Genomic DNA, 24,376 nt, shown 5'->3' with positions numbered 1-24,376 from the left:
TGTGGATCAGCGCATAGATCGCGCTGGTCGTCATCGGATTGCCGCCGACCAGCAGCGTGTGGAAGCTCAGCGCCTCGCGCAGCTTCTCGTTCTTCACGTAGGAGCTGACGATCGAATAGACCGATCGCCACGCCTGGTATTTCGCCAGCGCCGGCGCGGCCTTGATCATCGACGCGAAATCCAGGAACGCGACGTGCCCGAGCTTCTCGTAGCCCTCGTGGTACACACCCTCGGCATAGGTGAGGAAGCGACGATAGCCCGCCACGTCGTCCGGGTTGAGCCGCGCGATCTCGCGCGTCAGCGCGCCTTCGTCGTTGGAATAGTCGAACGCCGTCCCGTCCGGCCAGCTGAGCCGGTAGAAGGGCGTCACCGGCTGCAGCTCGACGTCCGCCGCCATGTCGCGGCCGGACAGCGCCCACAACTGGGTGAGGCAGTCGGGATCGGTGATGACGGTCGGCCCGGCATCGAAGACGAAGCCGTCGCGCTCCCAATAATAGGCGCGCCCGCCCGGCTTGTCGCGCGCCTCCACCAGCGTCGTGGCGACGCCCGCCGACTGCAGCCGGATGGCGAGCGCCAGCCCACCGAAGCCCGAGCCGATAACGATCGCGGACTTCATCATCATCGGAAGATTGCCTTCACTGCGCGGCCGATCGGTACCGGCGGCTTGCCGAGCAGGAGGCGCGCCTTGTCGGCCGCAGTCGATTGGGAAGCATAGAAGCGGGATATAAGGGCGGGGGACAGCCGATAGAAGCGCTCCAGCACGCGCCATCGTTGATCCGGGTTAGCGGCATCGAACAACATCCGGTCGAGCAGGCGATAGAAGCCCCGCTGGCGCCAGGCGGCGCGGGCATGGTCATGCGTCAGCCGGTCCAGCGCCGCCTGACCGAGATCGGGTGCGGCGGCGATCGTCAGCGCCAGCCGCACCGCGTCGGGCAGCGTATAGCCCGTGGTCGGCTGGCACAGCCCGGCGCGGATGCCCGTCTTGGCGCCGATCCCGGTCGACGCCCAATATCGCTCGAAATCGCCCCCCGCGATCACCGGCAGCACGCCCGTCTCGACGCGGTTGCCCGGCACGCCGCGCCACCCGCGCGCCGCCGCATAGGCGAGCACCCGCGCCTGCACCGCGGCAACGTCGAGCGCGGGCGTGTCGCTGTAATAAGTGTCCTCGACGAACAGCGTGCGTTCGTCGAACGGCAGGACATAGCCGAAGCGGTAGCCGTCGAGCTGCTCCACCGTCGCATCCATCACCACGGGCCGCGCCAGCCCGTGCGGCGCGTCGAGATGGAGCGTGAGGCCGACGAACTTCTGCCAGCCGCCATCGAGCAGCGACAGATCGCCCGCCCCGCGCGCATCGATCACCGCGCCTGCCGCGAGGCGCCGGCCGTCGCCGAGCAGCGCGCCGCCGGGCTCGATCGTCGCCCCGACGCCGGTGAACAGCCGCGCGGCCGGCAATCGCCGACGCAGCACGCGGTCCAGTTGCTCCGATGCGATCGAGTTGTATGCCGTCGCCAGTGTCCTCCGCAGCCCCGGAAAGGCGACGTCGTAGCCCGGCCAGCGATACGACACGAGCGGCGCGACCAGCGCGCGCCCGGCGTCCGATACGTCGCTGTCGAAGAACGACCAGAGGTGATTGCCCCCGAACCGCTCGCCCGCCTCGACGACGGCCACCGCGAGCCCCGGCCGCGCCTCCGCCAGCGCCAGGGCGAGCAGCCCGCCCGCCAGCCCGCCGCCGACGATCAACAGGTCATATGGGGGGGCGCTCACCCGGCCGCCCTAGCCGCGTGCCGCGTCAGCGGGAACCGGCTTGTCGCACCTGCGCGGCCGACACCCGCAGCCGTCGCACGATGCGCGCGAACCATGACCGGGCGGCGACGGGCGGCGGGGAAGCCGGCGCGGCGTCAGGGGCCGGCGTCGGCGGCGGCTCGACCCGCGCCAGTTCCAGCATCAGCCCGGTCAGGTCCTGGCCCAGGCTGTCGTGATTGTCCGCATCGTAGGTCGCGCGCAGCGCCCGGCCGATCGGATAGAGTCCGTCGCCCTGCTGCCCCGCCAGCTGCCGTTCCTGTTCCTGGCCGTCCTCGTCCGCCATGGCTGCGCTTCCTGCAGCACCACCAACGAGGGAAAAGGCGCCCGGTTGCCCTGCGTTGCCGACCATGGCGGTTTCATGCCGCGAAGGGGTGGAGTAAGAGGCCGCATGGCTCTCGCCGTCCTTCTCTCCGCGCTGGCGATGACGGTGATCGTCGCCGTACGGTATCTGCTCGCCAGCGGCGGCTTCGCGCTCGCCACCCGGGTGCGCCATCCCGGCCTCTATCGCGGGCTGGACCGGCAGATGCGGCGCGAGATCGGCTGGAGCCTCGCATCGGCCGCGATCTACGGCCTGCCCGCCGGCGTCGTCGCCTGGGGCTGGGCGAACCGGGGCTGGACGCGCGTCTACACGGACCTTCACGCCTGGCCGCTCTGGTGGTGGCCGCTGTCGATCCTCACCTTTCTCATCCTGCACGACACCTGGTTCTACTGGACGCATCGCTGGCTGCACCGGCCGGGGCCGTTCCGCCTGGCGCACGCCGTCCACCACGCCAGCCGGCCGCCCACCGCCTGGGCGGCGATGGCGTTCCACCCCATCGAAGCGCTGACCGGCGCGGTGGCGATCCCGCTGCTCGTCTTCGTCGTGCCCATCCACGTCGCCGCGCTCGGCGTGGTCCTGACGGTGATGACCGTGATGGGGGTCACCAACCATATGGGCTGGGAGATCTTTCCGCCGGCGCTGTGGCGCGGTCGCCTCGGCGGCTGGCTGATCACCGCCAGCCACCACCAGCGCCACCATGAGCAGTATCGCTGCAATTACGGCCTCTATTTCCGCTGGTGGGATCGCTGGTGCGGCACCGACCGCGGCATCGGCGACTTCGCCCGGGCCCACGCCCGCGCCGTCGGGGAGCCTATCGGGGGCGGCGGCGTTACGGGCCGATAAGAGTTGAAGGGGACTGCTCGTGCGTCATCTGCTCCGTTCCGCCGCCATGGCGGTCGCCGCCGGCCTCGCCGCGCCCGCGCTGGCGCAGAACGCACCGGCGGCGAGCCCGCCCGATGCGGGCGCGGCGGCCGCAGCGGGGGGCGATTCGCTGACGATCGGTGCCGGCGGCGCTTATCTGCCGGACTATGAAGGCTCCGATCACAATCACTGGCGCCCGGCGCCCGGCGCGATCGGCTCCTTCCACGGGTTCAACTTCACGCTGGCCGGCAACCGGCTCTCGATCGACCTGATCCCCAGCAAGCCCGGGCCGACCTGGGACGTGGAGTTGGGGCCGGTCGGCGTCGTCAACTTCAACCGGACCTCGACCAGGAGCATCGGCGACCCGCGCATCAAGGCGCTCGGCAAGGTCGATACGGCAATCGAGCTCGGCGGCTATGCCGGCATCGGCAAGACCGGCGTCATCACCAGCGACTATGACCGGCTGTCGGTCTCCCTCTCCTATCGTCACGACGTGAGCGGCGTGCACGACGGCGCGATCATCTCGCCGTCGATCAACTATCTGACGCCGCTCAGCCGCAAGATCGTCGTCGGCATCTTCGCCTCGGCCGAGCACGCCGACGACGGCTATGCGCAAACCTACTACTCGGTCAGCGCGCCCCAGACCGCGGTGAGCGGCCTGCCGACCTACGCCGCGCACGGCGGCTGGAAGAACTACACGCTGGGCGCGCTCGGCGCGGTCTCGATCACCGGCGACCTGACCAGGGGCTTCAAGCTGGTCGGCGGCGGCACCTATGCGCGCCTGCTCAACAGCTTCAGCTATTCGCCGGTGACGCGGGTCGCGGGCGATCCGAACCAGTGGCTGGGCATCGTCGGGCTCGCCTACACCTTCTGAGGCCGGACGCGCTCGGCAGGGCCGGTGCGATCATGATCCGGATGGCTCGACGGGTTTTCCGCAGAGGATTATTTCGGCCCGGGTGCATCCTTGTCTGGCGCGGAACGTAAAGCGTTTTGTCGGCAACCCCGACGCTGACGCGCGGATGCCCTTTCCAGCAACATTCAACGTCTTGGGGTAGCCGCGCCCGGGTCAAGGGAGGAGTTTGGAATGCACGAAAGTGAGCAGCTGATCGAGGCCTTCGATCGTCGCGTGAAGCGGCGGGACGAGCGGCGCGAGTTCTTCAAGATGGCGCTCGGCGCCGCCGCGGTCGGGGCGGGCGCCTTCGCCTTCGCCTCCGCCGCCGATGCGCAGACGGTCACCGACGCGGACATCCTGAACTTCGCGCTGAACCTCGAATATCTCGAAGCGCAATTCTATTCCTACGCGTTCAGCGGCGCTGGTCTGCCGGACAGTCTGCTGGGTGGCGTCACCACCGCCGGCGCACGCGGCAATGTCGACACCGGCGGCACCAACCCGCCGCGCGCCGTGGACTTCACGGGCGAGCCCCTGATCCAGCAATATGCGCGCGAGATCGCCGCGGACGAGATCGCGCACGTCACCTTCCTGCGCAGCGCGGGTGCGCTCGGCGCGGCCGCTGTCGCGCAGCCGCGCATCAACATCTCGGGCGGCCTCAACGCGGACGGCTCGGTGGGATCGTTCACCGCCGCCGGTCGCGCGGCCGGCGTCGTCACGCCGTCGGGGCCGAACGGCACCTTCCTCGCCACGGACGTGTTCGACCCTTACGCCTCGCCGAACAATTTCCTGCTCGGCTCGTTCATCTTCGAGGATGTCGGCGTCACCGCCTACAAGGGCTCGGCGGCGCTGATCACCAACAACGCCTTCCTGGACGCCGCCGCCGGCATCCTGGCGGTTGAGGCGTTCCATGCGGGCATCATCCGCGGCGCGCTTTATCGCCGTGGCATCAACACGCCTGCGCTGGTGACCGCCACGACCAAGATCGCGGCAGCCCGTGATTCGCTGGACGGCACGCCGACCGCGGATCCGGTGCGCGGCATCGACCCGAACGACGATCAGGGGGTGGCGCCGGTGCAGATCGCGGTGACCAACTCGGCCGGCACGACCACGGCGACGGGGTCGAACTTCGTGCCCACGAACGTCAACGGCCTCGCCTACAGCCGCTCCGCGGCGCAGGTGCTCAACATCGTCTATCTGAACCGCGCCGCCGTGACCCTGGGCGGGTTCTTTCCCGCCGGCGTCAACGGCACCATCCGCACCAGCGCCGCGAACTGAGCGGGGGAGATCAAGCCATGAGCAAAGACATCGATTTCCTGGGCCTTGTCGAACAGGCCGAGCATCAGCGCCAGGCGCGTCGCAACTTCATCCGGCTGTGCGGCGGCGCAGCGGCGATGACCGGGGGGCTGGCACTGCTCTCCGCTTGCAACAGTGACGACAACAGTGCGACCACGCCGACGCCGACGGCGACGCCGACCCCCACCGCGGCGGCCGTGACCGACGTCGACATCCTCAACTTCGCGCTGCAGCTCGAATATCTGGAGGCCGCCTACTACACCTATGCGGTCACCGGCGCGGGCATCGCCTCGTCGTTGCAGGCCGGCATCGGCACCCAGGGCGCGGTGATCCCCGGGTCGGGTGCCGGAGCGGCGCGGGCGGTGAGCTTCTCCGATCCGGTCATCGCGCAATATGCGCGCGAGATCGCGGCGGACGAGATCGCGCACGTCACCTTCCTGCGCAGCACGCTCGGATCGTCCGCGGCGGCGCAGCCGATCATCAACCTGTCGGGCAGCGCCACGGTGACCGCCAACGGCGCCAGCGTTCCCGGTGCCTTCACGGCGGCGGCGCGTGCGGCCGGCGTGGTCGACGCGAACACGATCTTCGATCCGTTCGCCAGCGACATCAACTTCCTGATCGGCTCCTACCTGCTGACCGATGTCGGGGTCACCGCCTATCGCGGCTCGGCGCGGCTCATCACCAACAAGACCTATCTGGAGGCGTCGGCGGGCCTGCTCGCGGTCGAGGCGTATCATGACGGCGTGATCCGCTCCGAGCTCTACCGGCTCGGCGTGTCCGCCCCGGCGACCGCCGCCACCTCGGCGATCATCGGCAACGTCCAGAAAATCTCGGACGCGCGTGACAGCCTGGACGGCACCTCGGGTGCGGCGGCCGACAACGACCAGGGGATCGGCACCGCGACGACGGCGAACCTTGTGCCGACGGACGCGAACAGCCTCGCGCTCGGCCGCACCGCCACCCAGGTGCTGAACGTCGTCTACCTGAACGCAGGGGCAGGCACGTCGAGCGGCGGCTTCTTCCCCGTCGGCGTGAACGGCACCATCCGGACGACGGTCGCCAACCCGAGCTGATCCGGCGAGGGCTGGTCGTGGGACAGGGCCGTGCGGGCGACCGCGCGGCCCTTTTCCGTTGCGACGGCTCCGCCATCGACTTGGCTGCTGGACGTGGCCGCATGATGCGCTTAGCGTCGGCCGATCCCCGGGGGGCCGCGCCGAAGCGGCTGAGAGGTGGCTGACGCCATGACCCGCCGAACCTGATCCGGTTGAGACCGGCGGAGGGAGGGAAGCGGCGCTCGCCTGAGAACCGCCCTCGCTCCGACACCTGGAGCGACGCACATGGCCGATATAGACTCGCCGATCGAACGGGCCGCCGCCGGGGCCCCCCGCCCCTCCCCCATCGAGATCGGCGTCACCACCGGCCCGATCCGCGGCAGCCGCAAGATCCATGTCGGCGAGCACCGCGTCGCGATGCGCGCGATCGACCTGGAACCCTCCGCCGGCGAGCCGCCGCTCAACGTCTACGACACCAGCGGCCCGTATACCGATCCGGCGGCCGGCATCGACATCATGGCCGGCCTGCCCCAGCGCCGCCGCGACTGGATCGTCGGCCGCGGCGATGTCGAGAGCTACGACGCCCGCCAGCTCCGTCCCGAGGATAACGGCCAGCTCGGCCCCGACCGGTCGGGCGGCGTCCAGCCCTTCCCCAACGTGCGGCCCCGTCCGCTCCGCGCCAGGGCGGGCGCGAACGTCAGCCAGATGCATTACGCCCGGCGCGGCATCATCACGCCCGAGATGGAATATGTCGCCGTCCGCGAGAATATGGGCCGCGCGCAGCTGATGGACCATGTCCGCGACGGCGAGAGCTTCGGCGCGAGCATTCCCGACCATGTCACGCCCGCGTTCGTCCGCGACGAGGTCGCCCGCGGCCGCGCGATCATCCCGTCGAACATCAACCACCCCGAGAGCGAGCCGATGGCGATCGGCCGCAACTTCCTGGTCAAGATCAACGCCAATATCGGCAACAGCGCCGTCGCCAGCAACGTCGCGGCCGAGGTCGACAAGCTCGTCTGGGCGATCCGCTGGGGCGCCGACACCGTCATGGACCTGTCGACCGGCCGCAACATTCACGACACGCGCGAGTGGATCATCCGCAACTCGCCCGTGCCGATCGGCACCGTCCCGATCTACCAGGCGCTGGAGAAGGTCGGCGGTGTCGCCGAGGAGCTGACCTGGGAAATCTTCCGCGACACGCTGATCGAGCAGGCCGAACAAGGCGTCGACTATTTCACCATCCACGCCGGCGTCCGCCTGCCCTATATCCCGATGACCGCCAAGCGCGTCACCGGCATCGTCAGCCGCGGCGGCTCGATCATGGCGAAATGGTGCCTCAGCCACCACAAGGAGAGCTTCCTCTACGAGCGCTTCGACGAGATCACCGAGATCATGAAGGCGTACGACATCGCCTATTCGCTCGGCGACGGCCTGCGCCCCGGCTCGATCGCCGACGCCAATGACGAGGCGCAGTTCGCCGAGCTCTACACGCTGGGCGAGCTGACCCACCGCGCCTGGGCGCAGGACGTCCAGGTGATGATCGAGGGCCCCGGCCACGTGCCGATGCACAAGATCAAGGAGAACATGGACAAGCAGCTCCAGGTCTGCGGCGAGGCGCCCTTCTACACGCTCGGGCCGCTGACCACCGACATCGCACCCGGCTACGACCACATCACCAGCGGCATCGGCGCGGCGATGATCGGCTGGTTCGGCTGCGCGATGCTCTGCTACGTGACGCCCAAGGAGCATCTCGGCCTCCCGGACCGCGACGACGTGAAGACCGGCGTCGTCACCTACAAGCTCGCCGCCCACGCCGCCGACCTGGCGAAAGGCCACCCCGCCGCCAAGCTGCGCGACGACGCCCTGTCGCGCGCGCGGTTCGACTTCCGCTGGCGCGACCAGTTCAACCTTTCCTTGGACCCCGACACGGCGGAATCGTACCACGACCAGACGCTGCCGGCGGAGGGTGCCAAGACCGCGCATTTCTGTTCGATGTGCGGGCCGAAATTCTGCTCGATGAAGATCACGCAGGAAGTGCGCGAGTTCGCGGCGAAGCAGAACCAGCCTATGGAGACGTTCGTCGCGGCGGAGGAGGCCGAGGCCGGGATGGCCGGGATGAGCGAGCGGTTCCGGGAGGCGGGCGGGAAGGTTTACCTGCCGGCAGTGGAGTGAGTAGGAATGTTTAAAGACGGACCAAACGCACTCGACTGGGTGAGACAAAAGATCATGACCGGCGAGGGGGGACCTTAGCCGTTGCTTTTTGGGGAACGGGTGCGATCGAGCAGCTTGGTCTATCAAGCCGACCAACTGCAAATCGAATCACGATCATCTGCAATCTCGTGATGGGCGGAACCAATCCCGAGGAGATTAGACGCGTTCTCAAGCTGAAGAACGTCAGCACAGTGCAATGCGACCGTCTTCATGGGAAAGTCTATCTTTTCAGTAACGAGATGATGGTGGGCTCGTCCAATGCCTCGACGAACGGTTTATCATTCGAAGGAACTGAGGCAAGCGGCTGGTCAGAAGCAAATATAGTCAGTGCTAAATTGGAAGAAATCTTGTGCGCGCGAGACTGGATTAAAGCTCTTGATTGTCATCCCATCTCCAAGGAGGACTTGAGGCGGGCCAGAACGGCTTGGGAAAGCCGGCGGCGAGCTATGCTCCCTCTAAAAAGGGATCAATCGATCTCAGAGCTTCTGAAAGACAGTCGATCCAGTCTCGGCGGAAAAGGCGTCTACGCGGCGTTCTACGCCGCGGACATGACAAAGAGCGGACATAAAGAGTTAGAGAATAAGCAGAAAGAGACTGGTTCAGAAATAGATGCATTTCAAGACTGGATCGATCTGCCCCGCGATGTGCCGATTATCAGCTTCCGACTCAGCAAGAATGGCGAACTAATATTCGACAACGTATGGCGCGTTCTGCCTGCGTCTCAGGATGGGATGGATAAAGACGGCCTGACCATGCAATGGTGCTTCAAGTCGCCCCTACCTTTGGGGCTGAAGAACCCACGTTCTGATTACGACAGCTGGAAGTTAGTAGCGGACTGGATTGTTAAGCACAAAGGAAAATTTGATGACGAACAGGGCCAGTTTTGTGATCTTTCGGAGGTGACGCTTTAGTCTCAGTGATAAATTGCCACTACGCCACCTGCACCGCGGCGTCACGTCGCCAACGCCCCTACCGGCTCACTTCCGCCAGTCCGCCGGCGTCGGATCACTGATCCGCTGCTTGCCGTCCTTCATGCCCCACCCGTCGCCCAGCACGCGCCGGCTCGGCGCCGCATCGCCGTCCAGCGTCTGATGCACCGCGCGTCGGACCTGTCGCGCGGATTGCTGTTTCCACGGCTTGTCGCTCTCGGCGGTCGTGATCCCAACGAAGGGCGATGTCTTTCGGCTGCGGCTCATGAGTCAATCCAGCATCACGGTCGTTTTTGCACAGCACGTAAGCTTAGCAGCTGAACGTCGCGCAAAGCATCCGCTTTTCGCTGTCCGACACGCGCGCGTTCTGCTCCATCCTGCCCGATGAGCCACAAACCCGCCTTCACCCCCGTCGCCTCGCGCCACCGCGAGGACGGGTGGACCGCCGAGCGGCAGGTCGCGTTTGTCGAGGCGCTCGCCGCCACCGCCAATGTCCAGGCGGCGTGCAAGGCGGTGGGGATGAGCACGTCCTCGGCCTATGATCTGCGCGCGCGGCCGGGGGCGACCAGCTTCCGCGAAGCGTGGGGCGTCGCGCTCGACTACGCCGTCCACCGGCTCGGCGAGGCGGCGTTCGACCCCGCGCTCAACGGCACGGCGACGCCGGTGTTCTTCCAGGGCGAGCAGATCGGCGAACGGCGGCGCTTCGACGAAAAGCTGACCATGTTCATCCTGCGGCTGCGCGACCCCGAGCGGTTCGGCCGCTGGCGCGAGGCGATGACGCCGATGGCCTGTCACGGGCGGGGCTCGGGGCAGGCGCACGAGTTCCACGCCGCACGCCTTGCCGTCGCGGTCGCGCGGGTCGGCATCGACGCCGAAGCGGCCGAGACCGGCGCCGCCGTCCCGCCGCGGCCGCCGCGGCCCTCGCCGCGCCTGCTGTCGACGCGCGAGGTCGAGGCGCTCGAACGCGCGCTCGCGCAACGGACCGTCGAGCGCCACGGATAGCAGGAGGACGCGGCGCGCCGCGCGGCGCACGACCGGGAAGAGGGAGACGACGATCCGGACCTGGACGAATGACGGGGGATGTGGTGTCCAGGTCCGCGCCGACGTCTGCGCCGACCGCCCAGTCGCCCCCGGCCGCCGCTCGCGCTACGATGCCGGCCATGCGCATCCTTCCCTACACCGACGCCCTCGCGCCGCACTTCCGCGCGATCAACGCCGCGTGGATCAGCGAGATGTTCGTGCTGGAGCCGCATGACGAGCATGTGCTCGCTCACCCGCACGAGACGATCGTCGCGCCGGGTGGGGTCATCCTGTTCGTGGCGGGCGATGGCGGGGCCGTCATCGGCACCGGCGCGCTGATGCCGACCGGCCCGGGCGCGTGGGAGTTGACCAAGATGGGCGTCACCGCCGCGGCGCAGGGCAGCGGCGCGGGCGGCGTGCTGCTCGCCGCGCTGATCGGGCGGGCGCGGGCGCTGCCCGGCATCGAGACGCTCTACCTGCTCACCAGCAGCAGGTGCCGCGCGGCGATCCACCTCTACGAGAAGGCGGGCTTCGTCCATGACGCCGAGATCATGGCCACCTACGGCGCGACCTACGCGCGCTGCGACGTGGCGATGCGCCTGCCGCTGGACGCCTGACGCCGATCAGCCCTTGCCGCTCTCCGGCTTGGCCGGCGTGCCCTTGGCGCTCGGGTTGGACGCGTTCTGCTTGGCCGGCTTGGCGGCCTTGGGCTTGCGGATTTCCTTGTTCGACTTCTGCTGACTCTTCGCCATCGCCGGTTCCCATCGGAGCGGAAGGCCCCGCGCGGCCATCTACACGCTTTCGTGCGCCGCCGCGCCCCTTTCCGCGCGGCGCCGACTGCGCCGCCCGTGCGTTGGCCGGTCATGCTTCTCGCCCTCGCGCTGGCCAGCGCGCCGCTGCGCTTCGATCCGCTCGCCTTCTTCGCCGGGCGCAGCGAGGGCGTCGGCCGGCTGCGCATCATGCTCCACCGCGGCCACGCCGTGCATGTCGAGGGCGAGGGCCGGCCGCAGCCGGACGGGTCGCTGGTCCTTGACCAGACCGTGGCGGAGGCGGGCAAGGCGGTCACCCATCGTCGCTGGCGGCTGCGCCGGATCGCGCCGGGCCGTTACACCGGCACGCTCACCGACGCGCGCGGGCCGGTGACGGTGGAGACGCGCGGCGATCGCCTCCACATCACCTACCTGACCACGGGCAAGATCCGCATCGAGCAGTGGCTGACGCTCGCCCCGGACGGCCGCAGCGCCGCCAACCGGCTGACCGCGCGCCGCTTCGGCGTGACGGTCGCGCGGCTGGACGAGACGATCCGCCGGCGCGACTGACCCGGCGAGGGCTGCAGGCGCCGTCCCGTCACCAAGCGCGCCAGCCCTTCCACCCTGTCGGCCACGGTTCCGCGCCACCCGTGAGGGAGCCGAAGCCGCCCGAAGGATGCGTCACCCCGTCGCGCGGCTCAGAACAGCCCCGGCGTCTCGCGCTGGGCGGTGTCGGGATGGTCCGGCGTCAGCAGCGTGCGCTTGCCCTGCGCGCTCACCGATTCGGTGCCCACCTCGCCGCTGCTGATCTTCGTGCAGGCGACCCCCTCGATGAAGTTGAGCGCGGCGCGGGTCGAGCCCTCCTGCGGATCGCCGAGCGGGTGGTTGAGGTCGTCGGCCGCCTGGCAGCTCGCCTCCACCACGGTCGCCAACCCGTCGAAATAATTGCCCTGCCGGTTGGCGTTCTGGGTCGCGAAGGCGATCACCCGCAGCCGGTCGTCGCACGCCGCCCGGTCCAGCGCGATCTGGCCGACCGGCTTGCCGAAGGTGTTGGTGCCGATCAGCGCGGCGTTGGCGTGGAGATAGGGAATCTGCGCGTTGATCGTCAGCTCGCTCGCCGACGCAGTGCCGCCCGTGCCGATGAAGGCGATGCGCGTCGGCGCGATCGACTGGGTGGTCGGCTGGAAGAAGCGGGTCGAGTTGTTCGCCGCCTTTTCCGGCCGGAAGGTGGTGTAGTCGAGCACGTCGGAGGTGGAGCGCGCGCCGCCCAGCAGATCGCCGATCAGCTCGGAGATCGAGACCAGCCCGCCGCCATTGTAGCGCAGGTCGATGATGACGTCGGTGACGCCCGCCGCCTTGAACTGCCCGAACGCCTGGCGCAGCGCCGGATCGGCGGTGGAGATGAAGGTGCGCAGGTTGATGTAGCCGACCTGCCGCCCGCCATCGGTGATGATCTTGGCCCCGTAGCGGCTGGAGACGGGGGTGAGCGAATAGTCCGCCTTGGCGACCGTCACGTCGCGCTGGCCGTTGGCGTCCGTCACGCGCAGCAGGCGCGTCGTGCCCGCCGTGCTCGGGCCGAGCGCGTCCGTCACGCCGGCGGTGCCCGCCGTGGCGATGATCGAGGACACGCTCTTGAGGTCGCTCGCGGACGTGCCAATCGCCAGGATCTCGGTGCCGCGGTCGATCCCGGCCGCCAGCGCCGGCGCGCCCTCGAACGCCTCGGCGATGAAGACGCGCCCCGCCGCCGCATCGGTGGTCAGCCGGACGCCGAAGCCGGCGCTGGAACCCGACGCATAATAGGCGTCCTCCGACGAGATCGAGGTGAGATAGGTGAAATAGCGGTCCCGCCGCTGGCTCCGCGCGGTGGCGGTGAGCGCGTCGATATAGTCGCCAACGGTCGTGTAGGGGGTCGGATCGAGGCTGGTCGGCAGCGTTTCGGGGAAGAGATACCATTGGTTGAGCTGCGCGAACGCCCAATCCTGCCGCTCGCGCAGCGTGCAGCCCGTGCCGGCGGTGGTCGTGCCCGTCGCCCCCGAGCTGGTGGCGGTGGACCCGGTGCCGGCGCCGGACCCGCTGCCCCCGCCGCAGCTGCTGAGCATGGCCATGATCGCGGCGAGAGAGGCAAGACGCTGACGCATGAGAACGGCTCCTGTTCAATGTCTTAGCGCAATCTGGTCGGCGAACGCCAGCGTTCTCGTGCGCGGCGGCGGCCGTCAGGCAACCACGCCGCCCGAGGCACGTTGTGGCCCCGAACTCCAGCGCAAGGAAACCGCACATGGGCCTGTTCACAAAAGACATCGCGACGCTGCAGGACCTCTACGTCCATCAGCTCCAGGACATCTATTATGCCGAGCAGCAGATCACCAAGGCGCTGCCCAAGATGATCGAGAAAGCGACCGACCCGCAGCTCAAGCAGGGCTTCGAGACGCACCTGCGCGAGACGGAGGGCCAGATCGAGCGGCTGAAGCGCGTGTTCAGCCTCGAGGGGTTGGAGGAAAAGGGCGTGACCTGCCCCGCGATCGACGGCATCATCAAGGAAGCGAACGAGACCGCGGGCGACGTCGCCGACAAGGCGGTGCTCGACGCGGCGCTGACCGCGGCGGCGCAGGCCGTCGAGCATTATGAGATCAGCCGCTACGGCACGCTGATCGCCTGGGCGAAGCAGCTCGGCCGCAGCGAATGCGCCGCGATCCTGGCCGAGACGCTGGCCGAGGAGAAGGCGACCGACGAGAAGCTGACGCAGCTCGCCGAGAGTCGGATCAACGCCAGCGCGGAGCTGGCCGAAGCTTAAAGCAGCGCTAGCGTCGCCGGATCGGGCTCGCCGCCGAAGAAGCGGTCGAGCCCGGCCCGGAACGGCGCCGGGTCGTCAGCGACGGCGGCGAACAGCGTCAGCGAGGAGCGCAGCTTGACGGCGTCGATGCCGCCGAACACCTGCTCCGCCGATCCGGCCGCGGCGATCGCCGCCGCGGACGCCTCGCGCAGCCGGGGGCCCAGCAGCGGATGCGCGAGATAGGCACTTGCTTCCGCCTTCGAGGCGATCGCGTAGAAGCGCGCCGTCGGGCTGCTGCCCAGGCCGGCGATCTGCGGGAACACGAACCACATCCAGTGGCTCGCCTTGCGCCCGCGCCGCAGCTCGGCCAGCACCTGATCGTAGACGCCGAGTTGCGCGTCGACGAAGCGGGTAAGATGATGAGGATCGTCCATCGCCGCTCAGCGCCTCGCTGGCGTGGCGGTTCCGGCAAGGGAGAGGGTTGATGCTCGAACATGTTCCCGCCTGGCTCGGCCGCGCGCTCAAGAACCGCCGCGCCGGCGCGGACAAGCTGGTCGTCGCGCAGCCGGGCATGGCCGCCGAGGCGCAGATCACGCTTACCAGCCCCGCGTTCGGCGACGGCGCGCGGCTGCCCGTACGGTTCACCGACGATGGCGAGGGCGTGTCGCCGCCGCTGACCTGGACGGGCGCGCCCGAAGGCGCGCGACTGGCGCTGATCGTCGAGGATCCGGATGCGCCGACCGGCCAGCCGATGGTCCACGCCGTCGTCAGCGAGCTGGAGGGCGCGTCGGGGCGGATCGAAGAGGGCGGCATCGTCCCCGACGCGCCGGAGGGCGAGGTCGGCCGGAACTCGCAGTTCAAGCGGGGCTGGCTACCGCCCGATCCGCCGACCGGCCATGGCGAGCACCGCTACGTGTTCCAGCTCTTCGCGCTCGGCCCGGACGCGCCCGATGCGGGCGAGCGACCGGGGCGCGGCGATCTGGTCGAGGCGTTGCGCGGGCACGTGGTGGCGTCGGGCGTGCTGATCGGCACCTACAGCCGCGGCGAGCCCGCAGTCGCCGGCCCGGCGGGAGCGCCGGTGCCGGCCTAGGCGAACAGGAGAGCGTGATGACGGACGATCAGCAGCGCCGTCATCGCGAAGGAGGTGAGCGCCGGGGCCAAGTGCCGCCGCATCACGCCACCGGCACGACGGGGAGCGCCGCGCACAGCGCCAGGCCGGCGAACAGGATGGCGGCGGCGGAAGAGAAGAGTGAGCGGGAAAGAGAGGTGGTCATGGCAGGTCTCCGAAGCGTCGGAGCGGATCATCCGGCCGACGCAGAACACACTGCATCGGTCGTGCCAACTGCACTTATGTCGGTTAAACAGCTGCTTGGCAGAATGGTCGTCAGGATGATGGCGAACACCGCCGCTCTATCTGGCGACTTGCGCCAATCGATAGCAGTCAGTCAGCCCGCGCAGACCCGGTCGCGGCCGTCGGCCTTGGCGGCGTAGAGAAGCCGATCCGCGCGCTCGAGCGCGGCGGCCAGCGGCTCCTCCGGCCGGACCGCGATCACGCCGGCGGAAAGCGTGATCCGCCCCAGCACCGCGCCCGTCTCCCGATCGCGGAACCGCCGCTCGCCCAGCCCCTCGCGTGCCCGGTCGAGCAGCGTCGCTGCAGCGACGAGCGGGACGTCGTTCAACAGCACGGCGAACTCCTCGCCGCCGTGCCGCGCCACGAACTGCCCGTCGCAGGCATCGACCAGCCCGCGTCCGATGGCGCTCAGCACGCGGTCGCCGACGCCGTGGCCGTGGCAATCGTTGAAGCCCTTGAAATGATCGATGTCGCAGACCGCGAGGCACACCGGCGCCCCGGTTAGCGCAGCGGCCGCGAACGCCTCCTCGAACGCCAGCCGGTTCGGCAGCCCGGTCAGTGCGTCGCGCCGGGCCTCGCCCTGCGCCTCGGTCAGCCGGGTGCGGAGCGTATCGGCTTCGGCGGTCGCGGTCGCCAGCCGTCGCTCGGCATCGCGGATGCGGGTCGCCATCGAACCGGTGATCCGCGCGATCTCCGTCAGCCCGGCGAGCGTCGCCTGCTGCTGCAGCGCCGCCGCGCTTGCCGCCAGATCTCGCCCGAAGCCACTGGTCTCCTGCCGGACGCTGCGGACCAGATCGGCGAAGCCGTCCACCTGCGCCCGCGTCTCCGCGACCAGCGCCGCCGCGCGGTGATCCTCCCTGCGTGCCCGGCAGCGAGCCGACCGGGTCGCGCCCGCTCTCACCGTGCCGCCCAGTCGCTCGATTTCGGCTCGGCCCAGTCGCACGCCGCCGTCTCTCAGCTGCGCCACCGCCGCGTTCAGCTCGGGATCGGTCAGCACGGCGTAGGCGAAGCTGTAATGGACCGGGTCGGGCCCGAGCCCGTGCGCATCCAGGAACGCGCCGACGCCCGCGAACAGGCCGTCGTCCTCGTCCCAGGCCTGCGTCGCCACCTCGCGCATCGCCGTCACCGCACCCCCTGTGCGGTGACGATCTAGCGTAGACAGGTTAGCGAGCCGTAACCGCCGACTAGCGCGCGGGCAGCGCGCGCAGCGCCGCCAGCGTCCGCTGGACGTGCTCGGCGGGGTTCATGTCGTCATGAACGAACGCGATGCGGCCGTCACGGCCGATCACGTAGCTGGTCCGGCTGGTCAGCGCGGTCGCGCCGCCGTCCGGCTTCTTGAGCACCACGTCATAGCTCTGGATGAGCGCGGGGCTGGCGGCCGCGACCGGGAACTTGCCTGCGCATTCCTTGCTGGAGAAATCTTCCAGCTGATCGACATGGCCGGCGGTCATGCCGATGACGGTGGCGTGCGCCTTCCGGAAATCGGGTATAGCCTCGGCAAAGGCGTGCGCCTCGGCGTTGCAGCCGCTGGTGAAGGCGGCGGGGAAGAAATACAGCACCACCGGCCCCTTCTTGAGCGCGTCCTGCAAGTTCACCGTGAAGGGCTTGCCCGCGACCGCCCCCTGCGCGGTGAAGACCGGGGCCTTGGCGCCGGGCGCGAGCGTCGCGGCGGCGGGCGCGGCGAGGAGGAGGGCGGCGATAGAGACGAGGGCGCGCATCGGATGATCCTTCCGCGATGGGATGCATCATCCTAGCGCAGCGCGGGTGCGGCGGATAGGGAGCGCGCGATGCCCGTCACCGCCGCCGATCTCGCCCTCGCCCAGCGGCTCGCCGACGCCGCCGGCGCGGCGATCCGCCCCCTGTTCCGCCAGGCGTTCGCGCAGGAGCTGAAGGCGGACCGCTCGCCCGTGACCGAGGCCGATCGCGCCGCCGAGGCCGCGATGCGCCGGCTGCTCGACGCGGAGGCGCCGGGCGACGGCGTCGTGGGCGAGGAATATGGCGAGAAGCCCGGCATCACCGGCCGGCGCTGGGTGCTCGACCCGATCGACGGCACCCGGTCGTTCATCGCCGGCCGCGCGATCTTCGGCACGCTGGTGGCGTTGCTGGACGGTGACTGGCCGGTGCTGGGCGTCATCGACCAGCCGATCAGCCGCGAGCGCTGGCTCGGCGCGGCGGGCCGGCCGACGCTGTTCAACGGCGCGGCGGTCAGGACGCGCACGTGCCCGCAGCTGGAGGGGGCGCTGCTCGCGACCACCAGCCCGCATCTGTTCGCCGGCGATGAGGTGGACGGCTATCGGCGATTGGCGGCCGCCGCATCGGCTGGCGATCTCCGCCAAGGGCCGGTCTATGGCGGCGACTGCTACAATTACGGCCTGCTCGCGAGCGGCCACCTCGATCTGATCTGCGAGGCGGGGCTGAAGCTCCACGACTTCGCCGCGCTCGTGCCGGTGGTCGAGGGCGCGGGCGGGCGCATGTGCGACTGGCAGGGCGACCCGCTCACCGCTGCGAGCGAGGGCCAGGTGCTGGCGATCGGCGACGCGGCGCGGACGGACGATGTATTGGAGGCGCTGCACGGCTGAATGCTCCTCCCCCGCGCTGGCGGGGAAGGTGGCGCGCGGCGATAGCCGCGTGACGGAGGGGGCGTCGGACCGATGCCGCTGAGAACCCCCTCCACCACTCCCCACGCTGGCGCGGTGGAGGAGTTAGAATATTCCCAGAAACTTCTTCCGCTGCTCCTGCTTCTCGCCACCCGAGCGCTTGCCGCTCTCGCTCTTGCCGGTGCCGCCATTGCCGACATCGTCGCGCGCCTTGCCCTTGATGGTGCGCTGCTGCGCCGCCGTCGCGCCGGCCAGCACCGGCCCGCATGCGGCGGCTTTCGCGTCGCCCGGATCGATGAAGGCCAGGATCGCCGCCGGCGGCGCCGCAACCAGCGCCAGCCCGAGTGCGACGCCGGCGCGACCGACCAGCTGCGGGCTGATGACGTCGAGCGACGGCGCGGCGAAATCGCCGCCGATCCCGATCGGCGACTGGCCGGAGAACAGCGAGAACTTCTTGGCGTCGGCGCGCAACGCGAGGTCCAGCGCCTCCGTCTTGAAGCTGAAGCCGCCGCGGCCGAGGATCACGTTCTTCTGCGTGTCGATCAGGATCGGGTCCGCCGCCGCCACGCCGCCGCGCACGGTGAACCCGATCAGCCCGCAGTTGATCCGCACCGGCTCCTTCAGCGCGTGCTGGAACATCTTCTGCACGAAGGTGCCGATGTCGAGCTCGGCGAGCTGGACGTTGCGCGTCCAGAAGGTCCCGGTCGGCAGCACGAAGGCGATGCGGCCGCTCCCGGTCGCCAGCGATTGATGAACGGTGTCGCCGCGCCCCTCGATCTGGATCCGCCCCCTGACGGTGCCGCTGGTTCCCGCCTCGGCGACACCATAACCCGCGAGCAGTCGCCCGAGCGGCGTCGGCGCGAGGCGGATATCGTAGCGGTCGGCGCTCGGCCGCTGGCGGGTGTCGAAGATCACGTCGGACGCGACATGCCCGCGCGCCATGGTGAAGGTGAAGGGCGACAGCGCCAGCCGGCCGCGATCGAGCGCCAGCGTCAGGTCCAGGTCGGAGATCGGGACGTGGCGCGACTTCACCACGCCCACCGTCCAGTGCAGCCCGGCGTCGAACGCCCCCATCGTCTTCACCGGCAGCGCCGCATCCGGCAGGATGCGCCGCGCGCCCGCGCCGGTGGCGGCGGCGGCGGCCTGCACGCCCTGCGTGGCGACGATGTCCGGGTTGTAGCCGATGAACGGCGCGGCATCGACGATGTCGAGACTCCGCGTCGCCAACTCCGAATCGAGCCGCACCCGCGCGCCGTTGGTTACGGTCAGACGCCCCGCCAGATCGCTGTCGCCGAACCTGCCGGCAAGGTGCGTGAAGCGATAGATTTCGCCCTGCTTCACCAGCTGCGCGGCGAGCCGATAGGTGCGCGTGTTGGGGATCACCACGCCGATGATGTCGAGCAGGTTCGCCATGTTGCGGCCGCGCGCGCGCACCTGCAGCGGCACGTCCTCGAAGTCGGCGATGGTCGGCAGCGTGCCCGTGATGTCGATGACGTTGCCGGCGGCGTGCGCGGTCAGCGCCAGCTGGTTCTGGCCGCGATTGACGGTGGCGTCGGGCGACAGCAGCCGCGCCTCGACGGTGAACGGCGTCGTGCGCACCACGCCCGCGCCGTGGACGCCGATCGCCCGGCCGATCCGCGCGTCGGCCGACCGGAACGGGTCGATCCGGAGGTCGGCCGTGAGGGGCATGCGCGGATCGCGGAAGCGCACGGTGGTGCCGGCGACGCTCGCCTGGTCGACGCGCGGGAACTCGAACGGCTTGCCGCCCTGCTTGCCCGTCCCGAACGTCCATGTGTTGGCGGTGTGCGCCTTGTCATATTCCAGGTCGGCCGCGCCGTTGACGAGATCGAGCGAGTAGAAACGCCGCCGCCCGAACAGCATGGACCAGGGCGCGATCAGCGCATCGACGCGATCGGCCCGGAACAGCTGCGGCCGCTCCGCCCAGGCGGGATTGGCGACGGTCAGCCCTTCCGCCACGAACCGGATCTTGAACGGCGCGAAATAGAGCTGGAAGTCGCCCGCCACCTTCACGTCGCGCCCGAGCGCGCGCCCGGCCAGCGACTCGGCCGTATGCTTGAGGAAGCGGCCCTTGGTGAGGAACAGCACCAGCCAGGCGGCGAGCAGCACGCCTGCGACGCCGAGCAGGATATTGCGCAGGAGGCGGCGGCGCCGGCGGGCAGGTTCCGAAACGGCGGGCGCCGGCTGCTCGATACGCTGAGTAGCCTCGTCCATGCTCGCGCAAGCGCGCGGGCGACCGTTCCGGTTCCGCCACAAGCTTTGACTTGCAGGTCCGTTGCTCATTTGTAAGCTGATCCGGGGGTGAACGCATGGCCGACTGGATTAACGATTTGGAGCGCTTGAGCGCTCTTCGCGCGGCAGGGCACGTCAACGACGTAGAGTTCGAGGCAGCTAAGGCGCAGGTGCTTGCTCATCCCCAATCAGTTACGCAAGCAGATGAGCCGGCAGTTGACATAGCCGAGTTATTGCCAAGTGGTCAAACAGAACCGACCTCAGACGCTATAACGTCAGAGCTGTTTGTAGCGCCGGAAGGTGTAGAACCGCCTAGGCTCTGGAAGCGCCTGCTGATCGGACTAGCTGTTATTCCGCCGATCTTGTTCGGTGTCGTTTTCTTGATTGGTAAGATGATACCGTTCTTTTCCGGCGAGATCGTGTCACTTGAAATAGCGGGAGAGTGCGTTGGAGTAGGTGCTGGGGATATTGTCGAACGACCTTATGACGTATCCTTGGGGCAAGTCGTGGCAGTGATGAAGTCCGACCGGATTAAGGCATTGTCTCCGAGCAGCACTATGGAGAAAATCAGTTGGAGCTCTGCTGGCGATGATCTATATACCCTTACTGCTACTACAAAAGATCAGCTAGCAGAGACGAATAGCACAACCAAGTGGTCCTTCAGATTAGTCCGAGGTAATGGAGGGTCTAAAAATTGCGGGCCCGACACTTTGGCTTTTCAGCGCGAGGTAGTGAATGGGCAGGATGCTGGAGAGCATAGCGGCGAAGGCTTGCTCCTCGCGATGGCATTGGGGTCCGGAGCGTTGGGGTCCGGCGGTCAGCCACCAAAACTGGCCGATCCTGCCGTTGCCACAATCGCCCTCAAACGTCCGCCAACCCATACCGCCGACCGTTCTGGCCCGGAAGCTAGTACGGCGATAAAACAAGAAGATGGACCGAGCGGTCCAGATAAGATTGCTCCATCGTTTCTAGTAGGTGGCTGGGTGCCAAAAGGTGAGTATTGTGCGGGAAGCTCGACCTATAGTCTTCAAGCGAGGGGAGTTCTAGCGGATGAAGAAGCAAATGGTGACTGGAAACTGATTGACAATCATATTGAGCTAAATTGGCCGGCAACGCCGAACCACACGGGAATAACGATGAGTGGGCAGATCTCACGAGTCAACGCCAACGAATTGCTTATAAAATGGAATGGCGGTAAACTCGACCATTGGCGACGCTGCATACCGAACGGTCCAGAACCGTGGTAACCATCTAAGTCTGTGTTTATACAAGGTCATGTGAGGCGACAATCTCGCGGTGAGTGCCGGAACGAAACGCGCCATGACCACTGTTGCTTTTCGCGCCGGCCGCGGCTAGGGCGCGCGGCCTCCACCCGAGACGCCCACGAACCGCCCGGCCATCAGGGCTGCCGCGGCGGTTCCAGTCTCGTGAACGCGAAAGGACCAAAATGCCCAAGCTGAAGACCAAGAGCGGGGTGAAGAAACGCTTCACGCTCACCGCTTCCGGCAAGATCAAGCACGGCGTCGCCGGCAAGCGCCACCGCCTCATCAGCCACAACGCCAAGTATATCCGCCAGAACCGCCGCACCAGCGTGCTCGCGAAGGCCGACACCGCCACGGTGAAGGCCTGGGCGCCCTACGGCCTGAGTTGAGGAGCTGATCGATGGCACGAGTGAAACGCGGCGTCACGACGCGCGCCAAGCACAAGAATATTCTCGAACAGGCCAAGGGCTATAGCGGCCGCCGCAAGAACACGATTCGCGTCGCGCGGCAGGCGGTCGAGAAGGCCGGCCAATACGCCTATCGCGACCGCAAGGTGAAGAAGCGGACGTTCCGCGGGCTGTGGATCCAGCGCATCAACGCCGGCGTCCGCGCCGCGGGGCTGAGCTACAGCCAGTTCATGCACGGCCTGAAACTCGCCGGCGTCGAGCTGGACCGCAAGGTCCTCGCCGACATCGCGATGCACGAGGGCGAAGCGTTCAGCGCGATCATCGCGCAGGCAAAGGCGGCGCTGCCCCAGGAGCGGGCGGCCTGAGGCTGCTCTAGCAGGATCAGGACTCGCCACGGCGGGCAGCGGGGCCGGCGCAGCCGGTCACGTCTGACGGCGTGGCGCACCTTCGACTGAGCGATGAGATGTAAGCGGCGTCGGTGGCAACACCGGCGCCTTTTTTCTTTCTCGTCATCCCCGCGCAGGCGGGAAACCATTATCGCTGCGAGTGGCGATGGCATCCGCCGTCAGCCAAAATGGTTTCCCGCCTGCGCGGGATGACGGAGGAGGTCGATGCGCGAACGCCAGCCATGCGTCTCCATTCTCGCCAGCGGCCGCCACGGCACCCTGTATATCGGCGTCACCTCGGACCTGCTCGCGCGTCTTGCCCAGCACCGTGAGGGATTGGTCAAGGGCGTTACCTCCCGCTATCGGATCAACCGACTGGTCTGGTACGAGATGGCCGATACCATGGAAGCCGCGATCACGCGGGAGAAGCAGCTCGAGAAGTGGAACGCGACTGGAAGCTGAACCTGATCGAGCGCCACAATCCCGCGTGGATCGATTTGGCGATCGGCCTGGGCTTCGCGCCCGCGGAAGCAGCCAGGGAACGGCAGTAAATGGGATCCCGCCTGCGCGGGAACGACGGGAGATGATGTGGTAACCGACCTGGACGACCTGCGCGAGCACCTGCTTGCCGCGATCGGCGCCTCCCCCGGCCTCGACGCGCTGGAGGCGTGCCGCGTCCATGCGCTCGGCAAGCAGGGGCAGGTGACGCAGCTGCTCAAGACGCTCGGCGGCATGAGCCCCGAGGAGCGGCAGGCGCAGGGGCCGCGCATCCACGGGCTGCGCGAGGCGGTCACGGCCGCGATCGCCACCCGCAAGGCGGCGCTGGAGACGGCGGCGCTCGACGCGCGGCTCGCGGCCGAGCGGCTCGACATGACGCTGCCGGCCGAGGCCGCGCCCGCGGGCACGATCCACCCGGTCAGCCAGGTGATGGACGAGCTCGCCGAGATCTTCGCCGATCTGGGCTTCGCCGTCGCGACCGGCCCCGAGATCGAGGACGACTGGCACAATTTCACCGCGCTCAACATTCCCGAAACGCACCCCGCGCGGGCGATGCACGACACCTTCTATCTGGCCGGCGAGCATGAGCGGCCGATGGTGCTGCGCACGCATACCTCCCCGGTGCAGATCAGGACGATGATGGCGCAGCGGCCGCCGATCCGCATCATCGCGCCCGGCCGCGTCTACCGCTCCGACAGCGACGCGACGCACACGCCGATGTTCCACCAGATCGAGGGGCTGGTGATCGATCGCGGCATCACGCTCGGCCATCTGAAATGGACGCTGGAGACGTTCCTGCGCGCCTTTTTCGAGCGCGACGACATCGTGCTGCGCCTGCGCCCGAGCTATTTCCCCTTCACCGAGCCCTCGGCGGAGGTGGACGTCGGCTACACGTTGCAGAAGGGCAAGCGCGTGCTCGGCGGGTCGCCCGATGCGGAGCAGGGCGGCTGGATGGAGCTGCTCGGCTCCGGCATGGTCCACCCCAAGGTGATCGCGGCGGCCGGGCTCGATCCCGCCGAATGGCAGGGCTTCGCGTTCGGCGTCGGCGTCGACCGGCTCGCCATGCTGAAATACGGCATGGACGACCTGCGCGCCTTCTTCGACGGCGATGTCCGCTGGCTCAAGCATTACGGCTTCGCCGCGCTCGACGTGCCGACGCTGAGCGGAGGCGTGGGCGCATGAAGTTCACAGGCCTTTGCATGGGGCCCGGCCGGCGCCGGGGCACGAGAGGTGAACCATGAAGTTCACCCTCTCGTGGCTCAAGCAGCACCTCGCCACCGACGCGCCGCTGGAGGCGATCGCCGACGCGCTCACCCGCATCGGGCTGGAGGTGGAGGGTATCCACAATCCCGGCGCGGCGCTCGAGCCCTTCCGGATCGCGCGCGTGCTCACCGCCGAGCGCCACCCCCAGGCGGACAAGCTGCAGGTGCTCTCCGTCGACGCCGGTGACGGCGCTACCCAAGTCGTCTGCGGCGCGCCCAACGCCCGCGCCGGCCTGGTCGGCGTGTTCGGCGCGCCCGGCGCCTACGTCCCGGGCAGCGGCATCACGCTCAAGGTCGCCGCCATCCGCGGGGTCGAATCGAACGGCATGATGTGCTCGGCGCGCGAGCTGGAGCTTGGCGACGATCACGACGGCATCATCGAGCTGGCCGACGATGCGCCGGTCGGCGAGAGCTATGCGGCCTATGCGCACCTCGACGATCCGGTGTTCGACGTCGCGATCACC

The 24,376-nt window shown here is 68.5% G+C and carries 27 protein-coding genes, 1 pseudogene and 1 riboswitch; of the genes and pseudogenes, 18 read left to right on the top strand and 10 right to left on the bottom strand.

Going from position 1 to position 24,376, the window contains the following annotated elements:
* The 3 genes from crtI to ACFE64_RS09965 all read right to left on the bottom strand — a co-directional run.
* The coding region (crtI, locus tag ACFE64_RS09975) for a phytoene desaturase family protein (RefSeq protein WP_375392311.1) at nucleotides 1-619 on the bottom strand (619 nt) is incomplete at its 3' end.
* Nucleotides 619-1,764: a lycopene beta-cyclase CrtY gene (gene crtY, locus ACFE64_RS09970; protein ID WP_375392310.1), complete on the bottom strand. Its 1,146-nt coding sequence runs from the start codon at nucleotides 1,762-1,764 to the stop codon at nucleotides 619-621. The genes crtY and crtI, both read right to left, overlap by 1 nt.
* Nucleotides 1,765-1,789: 25 nt before the next feature.
* Nucleotides 1,790-2,086: a hypothetical protein gene (locus tag ACFE64_RS09965; protein ID WP_375392309.1), complete on the bottom strand. Its 297-nt coding sequence runs from the start codon at nucleotides 2,084-2,086 to the stop codon at nucleotides 1,790-1,792.
* A gap of 105 nt (nucleotides 2,087-2,191) precedes the next feature.
* Here ACFE64_RS09965 and ACFE64_RS09960 point away from each other — a divergent pair, with 105 nt between their 5' ends.
* From ACFE64_RS09960 to ACFE64_RS09935, 6 genes are all read left to right on the top strand, one after another.
* Nucleotides 2,192-2,965, top strand: a complete 774-nt coding sequence (locus ACFE64_RS09960) for a sterol desaturase family protein (protein WP_375392308.1) — start codon at nucleotides 2,192-2,194, stop codon at nucleotides 2,963-2,965.
* Between the two features lie 19 nt (nucleotides 2,966-2,984).
* Nucleotides 2,985-3,857 carry a MipA/OmpV family protein gene (locus ACFE64_RS09955; protein ID WP_375392307.1) on the top strand — a complete coding sequence of 291 codons (873 nt, stop codon included), beginning with the start codon at nucleotides 2,985-2,987 and terminating at the stop codon, nucleotides 3,855-3,857.
* A 210-nt stretch (nucleotides 3,858-4,067) separates the two neighbouring features.
* Nucleotides 4,068-5,150: a ferritin-like domain-containing protein gene (locus ACFE64_RS09950; RefSeq protein WP_375392306.1), complete on the top strand. Its 1,083-nt coding sequence runs from the start codon at nucleotides 4,068-4,070 to the stop codon at nucleotides 5,148-5,150.
* A 17-nt stretch (nucleotides 5,151-5,167) separates the two neighbouring features.
* The gene (locus tag ACFE64_RS09945) at nucleotides 5,168-6,241 is read left to right on the top strand and encodes a ferritin-like domain-containing protein (RefSeq protein ID WP_375392305.1); all 1,074 of its coding nucleotides are present in this window, start codon (nucleotides 5,168-5,170) and stop codon (nucleotides 6,239-6,241) included.
* 124 nt (nucleotides 6,242-6,365) lie between these two features.
* Nucleotides 6,366-6,454, top strand: a riboswitch (TPP riboswitch).
* A gap of 51 nt (nucleotides 6,455-6,505) precedes the next feature.
* On the top strand, nucleotides 6,506-8,392 hold the full coding sequence (gene thiC, locus ACFE64_RS09940; RefSeq protein ID WP_375392304.1) for a phosphomethylpyrimidine synthase ThiC: 1,887 nt from the start codon (nucleotides 6,506-6,508) through the stop codon (nucleotides 8,390-8,392).
* Nucleotides 8,393-8,562: 170 nt separating this feature from the next.
* Nucleotides 8,563-9,342, top strand: coding sequence for a hypothetical protein (locus ACFE64_RS09935; protein WP_375392303.1), 780 nt, complete (start codon nucleotides 8,563-8,565; stop codon nucleotides 9,340-9,342).
* Between the two features lie 66 nt (nucleotides 9,343-9,408).
* On the opposite strand, the gene ACFE64_RS09930 is transcribed toward ACFE64_RS09935, so the two are convergent.
* Nucleotides 9,409-9,627 (bottom strand): hypothetical protein, encoded by a 219-nt coding sequence (locus ACFE64_RS09930; protein WP_375392302.1) that lies wholly within the window; start codon nucleotides 9,625-9,627, stop codon nucleotides 9,409-9,411.
* A gap of 117 nt (nucleotides 9,628-9,744) precedes the next feature.
* On the opposite strand from ACFE64_RS09930, the gene ACFE64_RS09925 reads away from it, so the two are divergent.
* Together ACFE64_RS09925 and ACFE64_RS09920 are read left to right on the top strand one after the other, a co-directional pair.
* Complete coding sequence (locus ACFE64_RS09925; RefSeq protein ID WP_375392301.1) at nucleotides 9,745-10,362, top strand: hypothetical protein; 618 nt, start codon at nucleotides 9,745-9,747, stop codon at nucleotides 10,360-10,362.
* A 158-nt stretch (nucleotides 10,363-10,520) separates the two neighbouring features.
* A complete protein-coding gene (locus ACFE64_RS09920) occupies nucleotides 10,521-10,997 on the top strand; it encodes a GNAT family N-acetyltransferase (RefSeq protein ID WP_375392300.1) in 477 nt (158 codons plus the stop codon).
* A gap of 6 nt (nucleotides 10,998-11,003) precedes the next feature.
* Here the strand turns inward: ACFE64_RS09920 and ACFE64_RS09915 are convergent, their stop codons facing one another.
* The gene (locus tag ACFE64_RS09915) at nucleotides 11,004-11,132 is read right to left on the bottom strand and encodes a hypothetical protein (protein ID WP_375392299.1); all 129 of its coding nucleotides are present in this window, start codon (nucleotides 11,130-11,132) and stop codon (nucleotides 11,004-11,006) included.
* 111 nt (nucleotides 11,133-11,243) lie between these two features.
* Between ACFE64_RS09915 and ACFE64_RS09910 the strand changes: the two genes are divergently transcribed.
* Entirely contained in the window at nucleotides 11,244-11,699 is a 456-nt protein-coding gene (locus ACFE64_RS09910; RefSeq protein WP_375392298.1) for a DUF3833 family protein, read from the top strand.
* A 128-nt stretch (nucleotides 11,700-11,827) separates the two neighbouring features.
* Here the strand turns inward: ACFE64_RS09910 and ACFE64_RS09905 are convergent, their stop codons facing one another.
* Complete coding sequence (locus tag ACFE64_RS09905) at nucleotides 11,828-13,267, bottom strand: S41 family peptidase (protein ID WP_375392297.1); 1,440 nt, start codon at nucleotides 13,265-13,267, stop codon at nucleotides 11,828-11,830.
* Nucleotides 13,268-13,404: 137 nt separating this feature from the next.
* On the opposite strand from ACFE64_RS09905, the gene ACFE64_RS09900 reads away from it, so the two are divergent.
* Nucleotides 13,405-13,920 (top strand): ferritin-like domain-containing protein, encoded by a 516-nt coding sequence (locus tag ACFE64_RS09900; protein ID WP_375392296.1) that lies wholly within the window; start codon nucleotides 13,405-13,407, stop codon nucleotides 13,918-13,920.
* Here ACFE64_RS09900 and ACFE64_RS09895 read toward each other — a convergent pair.
* Nucleotides 13,917-14,333 (bottom strand): DUF1810 domain-containing protein, encoded by a 417-nt coding sequence (locus tag ACFE64_RS09895; protein ID WP_375392295.1) that lies wholly within the window; start codon nucleotides 14,331-14,333, stop codon nucleotides 13,917-13,919. The two genes, ACFE64_RS09900 and ACFE64_RS09895, sit on opposite strands and share 4 nt — an antisense overlap.
* Nucleotides 14,334-14,383: 50 nt before the next feature.
* Here ACFE64_RS09895 and ACFE64_RS09890 point away from each other — a divergent pair, with 50 nt between their 5' ends.
* Nucleotides 14,384-14,989 carry a YbhB/YbcL family Raf kinase inhibitor-like protein gene (locus ACFE64_RS09890; protein ID WP_375392294.1) on the top strand — a complete coding sequence of 202 codons (606 nt, stop codon included), beginning with the start codon at nucleotides 14,384-14,386 and terminating at the stop codon, nucleotides 14,987-14,989.
* 355 nt (nucleotides 14,990-15,344) lie between these two features.
* Here ACFE64_RS09890 and ACFE64_RS09885 read toward each other — a convergent pair whose 3' ends face one another.
* Together ACFE64_RS09885 and ACFE64_RS09880 are read right to left on the bottom strand one after the other, a co-directional pair.
* Nucleotides 15,345-16,367 carry a diguanylate cyclase gene (locus tag ACFE64_RS09885; RefSeq protein WP_375392312.1) on the bottom strand — a complete coding sequence of 341 codons (1,023 nt, stop codon included), beginning with the start codon at nucleotides 16,365-16,367 and terminating at the stop codon, nucleotides 15,345-15,347.
* 67 nt (nucleotides 16,368-16,434) lie between these two features.
* Nucleotides 16,435-16,968, bottom strand: a complete 534-nt coding sequence (locus tag ACFE64_RS09880) for a peroxiredoxin (protein ID WP_375392293.1) — start codon at nucleotides 16,966-16,968, stop codon at nucleotides 16,435-16,437.
* A 69-nt stretch (nucleotides 16,969-17,037) separates the two neighbouring features.
* Between ACFE64_RS09880 and ACFE64_RS09875 the strand changes: the two genes are divergently transcribed.
* The gene (locus ACFE64_RS09875) at nucleotides 17,038-17,829 is read left to right on the top strand and encodes an inositol monophosphatase family protein (RefSeq protein WP_375392292.1); all 792 of its coding nucleotides are present in this window, start codon (nucleotides 17,038-17,040) and stop codon (nucleotides 17,827-17,829) included.
* Nucleotides 17,830-17,952: 123 nt separating this feature from the next.
* Here the strand turns inward: ACFE64_RS09875 and ACFE64_RS09870 are convergent, their stop codons facing one another.
* The gene (locus tag ACFE64_RS09870) at nucleotides 17,953-20,079 is read right to left on the bottom strand and encodes an AsmA family protein (RefSeq protein ID WP_375392291.1); all 2,127 of its coding nucleotides are present in this window, start codon (nucleotides 20,077-20,079) and stop codon (nucleotides 17,953-17,955) included.
* Between the two features lie 95 nt (nucleotides 20,080-20,174).
* On the opposite strand from ACFE64_RS09870, the gene ACFE64_RS09865 reads away from it, so the two are divergent.
* The 6 genes and pseudogenes from ACFE64_RS09865 to ytpR form a co-directional block, all read left to right on the top strand.
* On the top strand, nucleotides 20,175-21,344 hold the full coding sequence (locus ACFE64_RS09865; protein ID WP_375392290.1) for a hypothetical protein: 1,170 nt from the start codon (nucleotides 20,175-20,177) through the stop codon (nucleotides 21,342-21,344).
* Nucleotides 21,345-21,544: 200 nt separating this feature from the next.
* Nucleotides 21,545-21,748: a 50S ribosomal protein L35 gene (gene rpmI, locus ACFE64_RS09860; protein WP_375392289.1), complete on the top strand. Its 204-nt coding sequence runs from the start codon at nucleotides 21,545-21,547 to the stop codon at nucleotides 21,746-21,748.
* Nucleotides 21,749-21,759: 11 nt separating this feature from the next.
* Nucleotides 21,760-22,131 (top strand): 50S ribosomal protein L20, encoded by a 372-nt coding sequence (gene rplT / locus ACFE64_RS09855; RefSeq protein ID WP_375392288.1) that lies wholly within the window; start codon nucleotides 21,760-21,762, stop codon nucleotides 22,129-22,131.
* Between the two features lie 246 nt (nucleotides 22,132-22,377).
* Nucleotides 22,378-22,703: pseudogene (locus ACFE64_RS09850) on the top strand (GIY-YIG nuclease family protein).
* Nucleotides 22,704-22,740: 37 nt separating this feature from the next.
* On the top strand, nucleotides 22,741-23,832 hold the full coding sequence (gene pheS, locus ACFE64_RS09845) for a phenylalanine--tRNA ligase subunit alpha (protein WP_375392287.1): 1,092 nt from the start codon (nucleotides 22,741-22,743) through the stop codon (nucleotides 23,830-23,832).
* Nucleotides 23,833-23,887: 55 nt separating this feature from the next.
* On the top strand, nucleotides 23,888-24,376 hold a 489-nt coding region (gene ytpR / locus ACFE64_RS09840), incomplete at its 3' end, for a YtpR family tRNA-binding protein (protein WP_375392286.1).

The sequence above is a fragment of the uncultured Sphingomonas sp. genome (assembly GCF_964250165.1).
In the GTDB taxonomy this organism is placed as follows: Bacteria; Pseudomonadota; Alphaproteobacteria; order Sphingomonadales; family Sphingomonadaceae; genus Sphingomonas.
The sequence above is the reverse complement of the archived record's forward strand: the minus strand, read 5'-3'. Positions and strand labels throughout refer to the sequence as shown.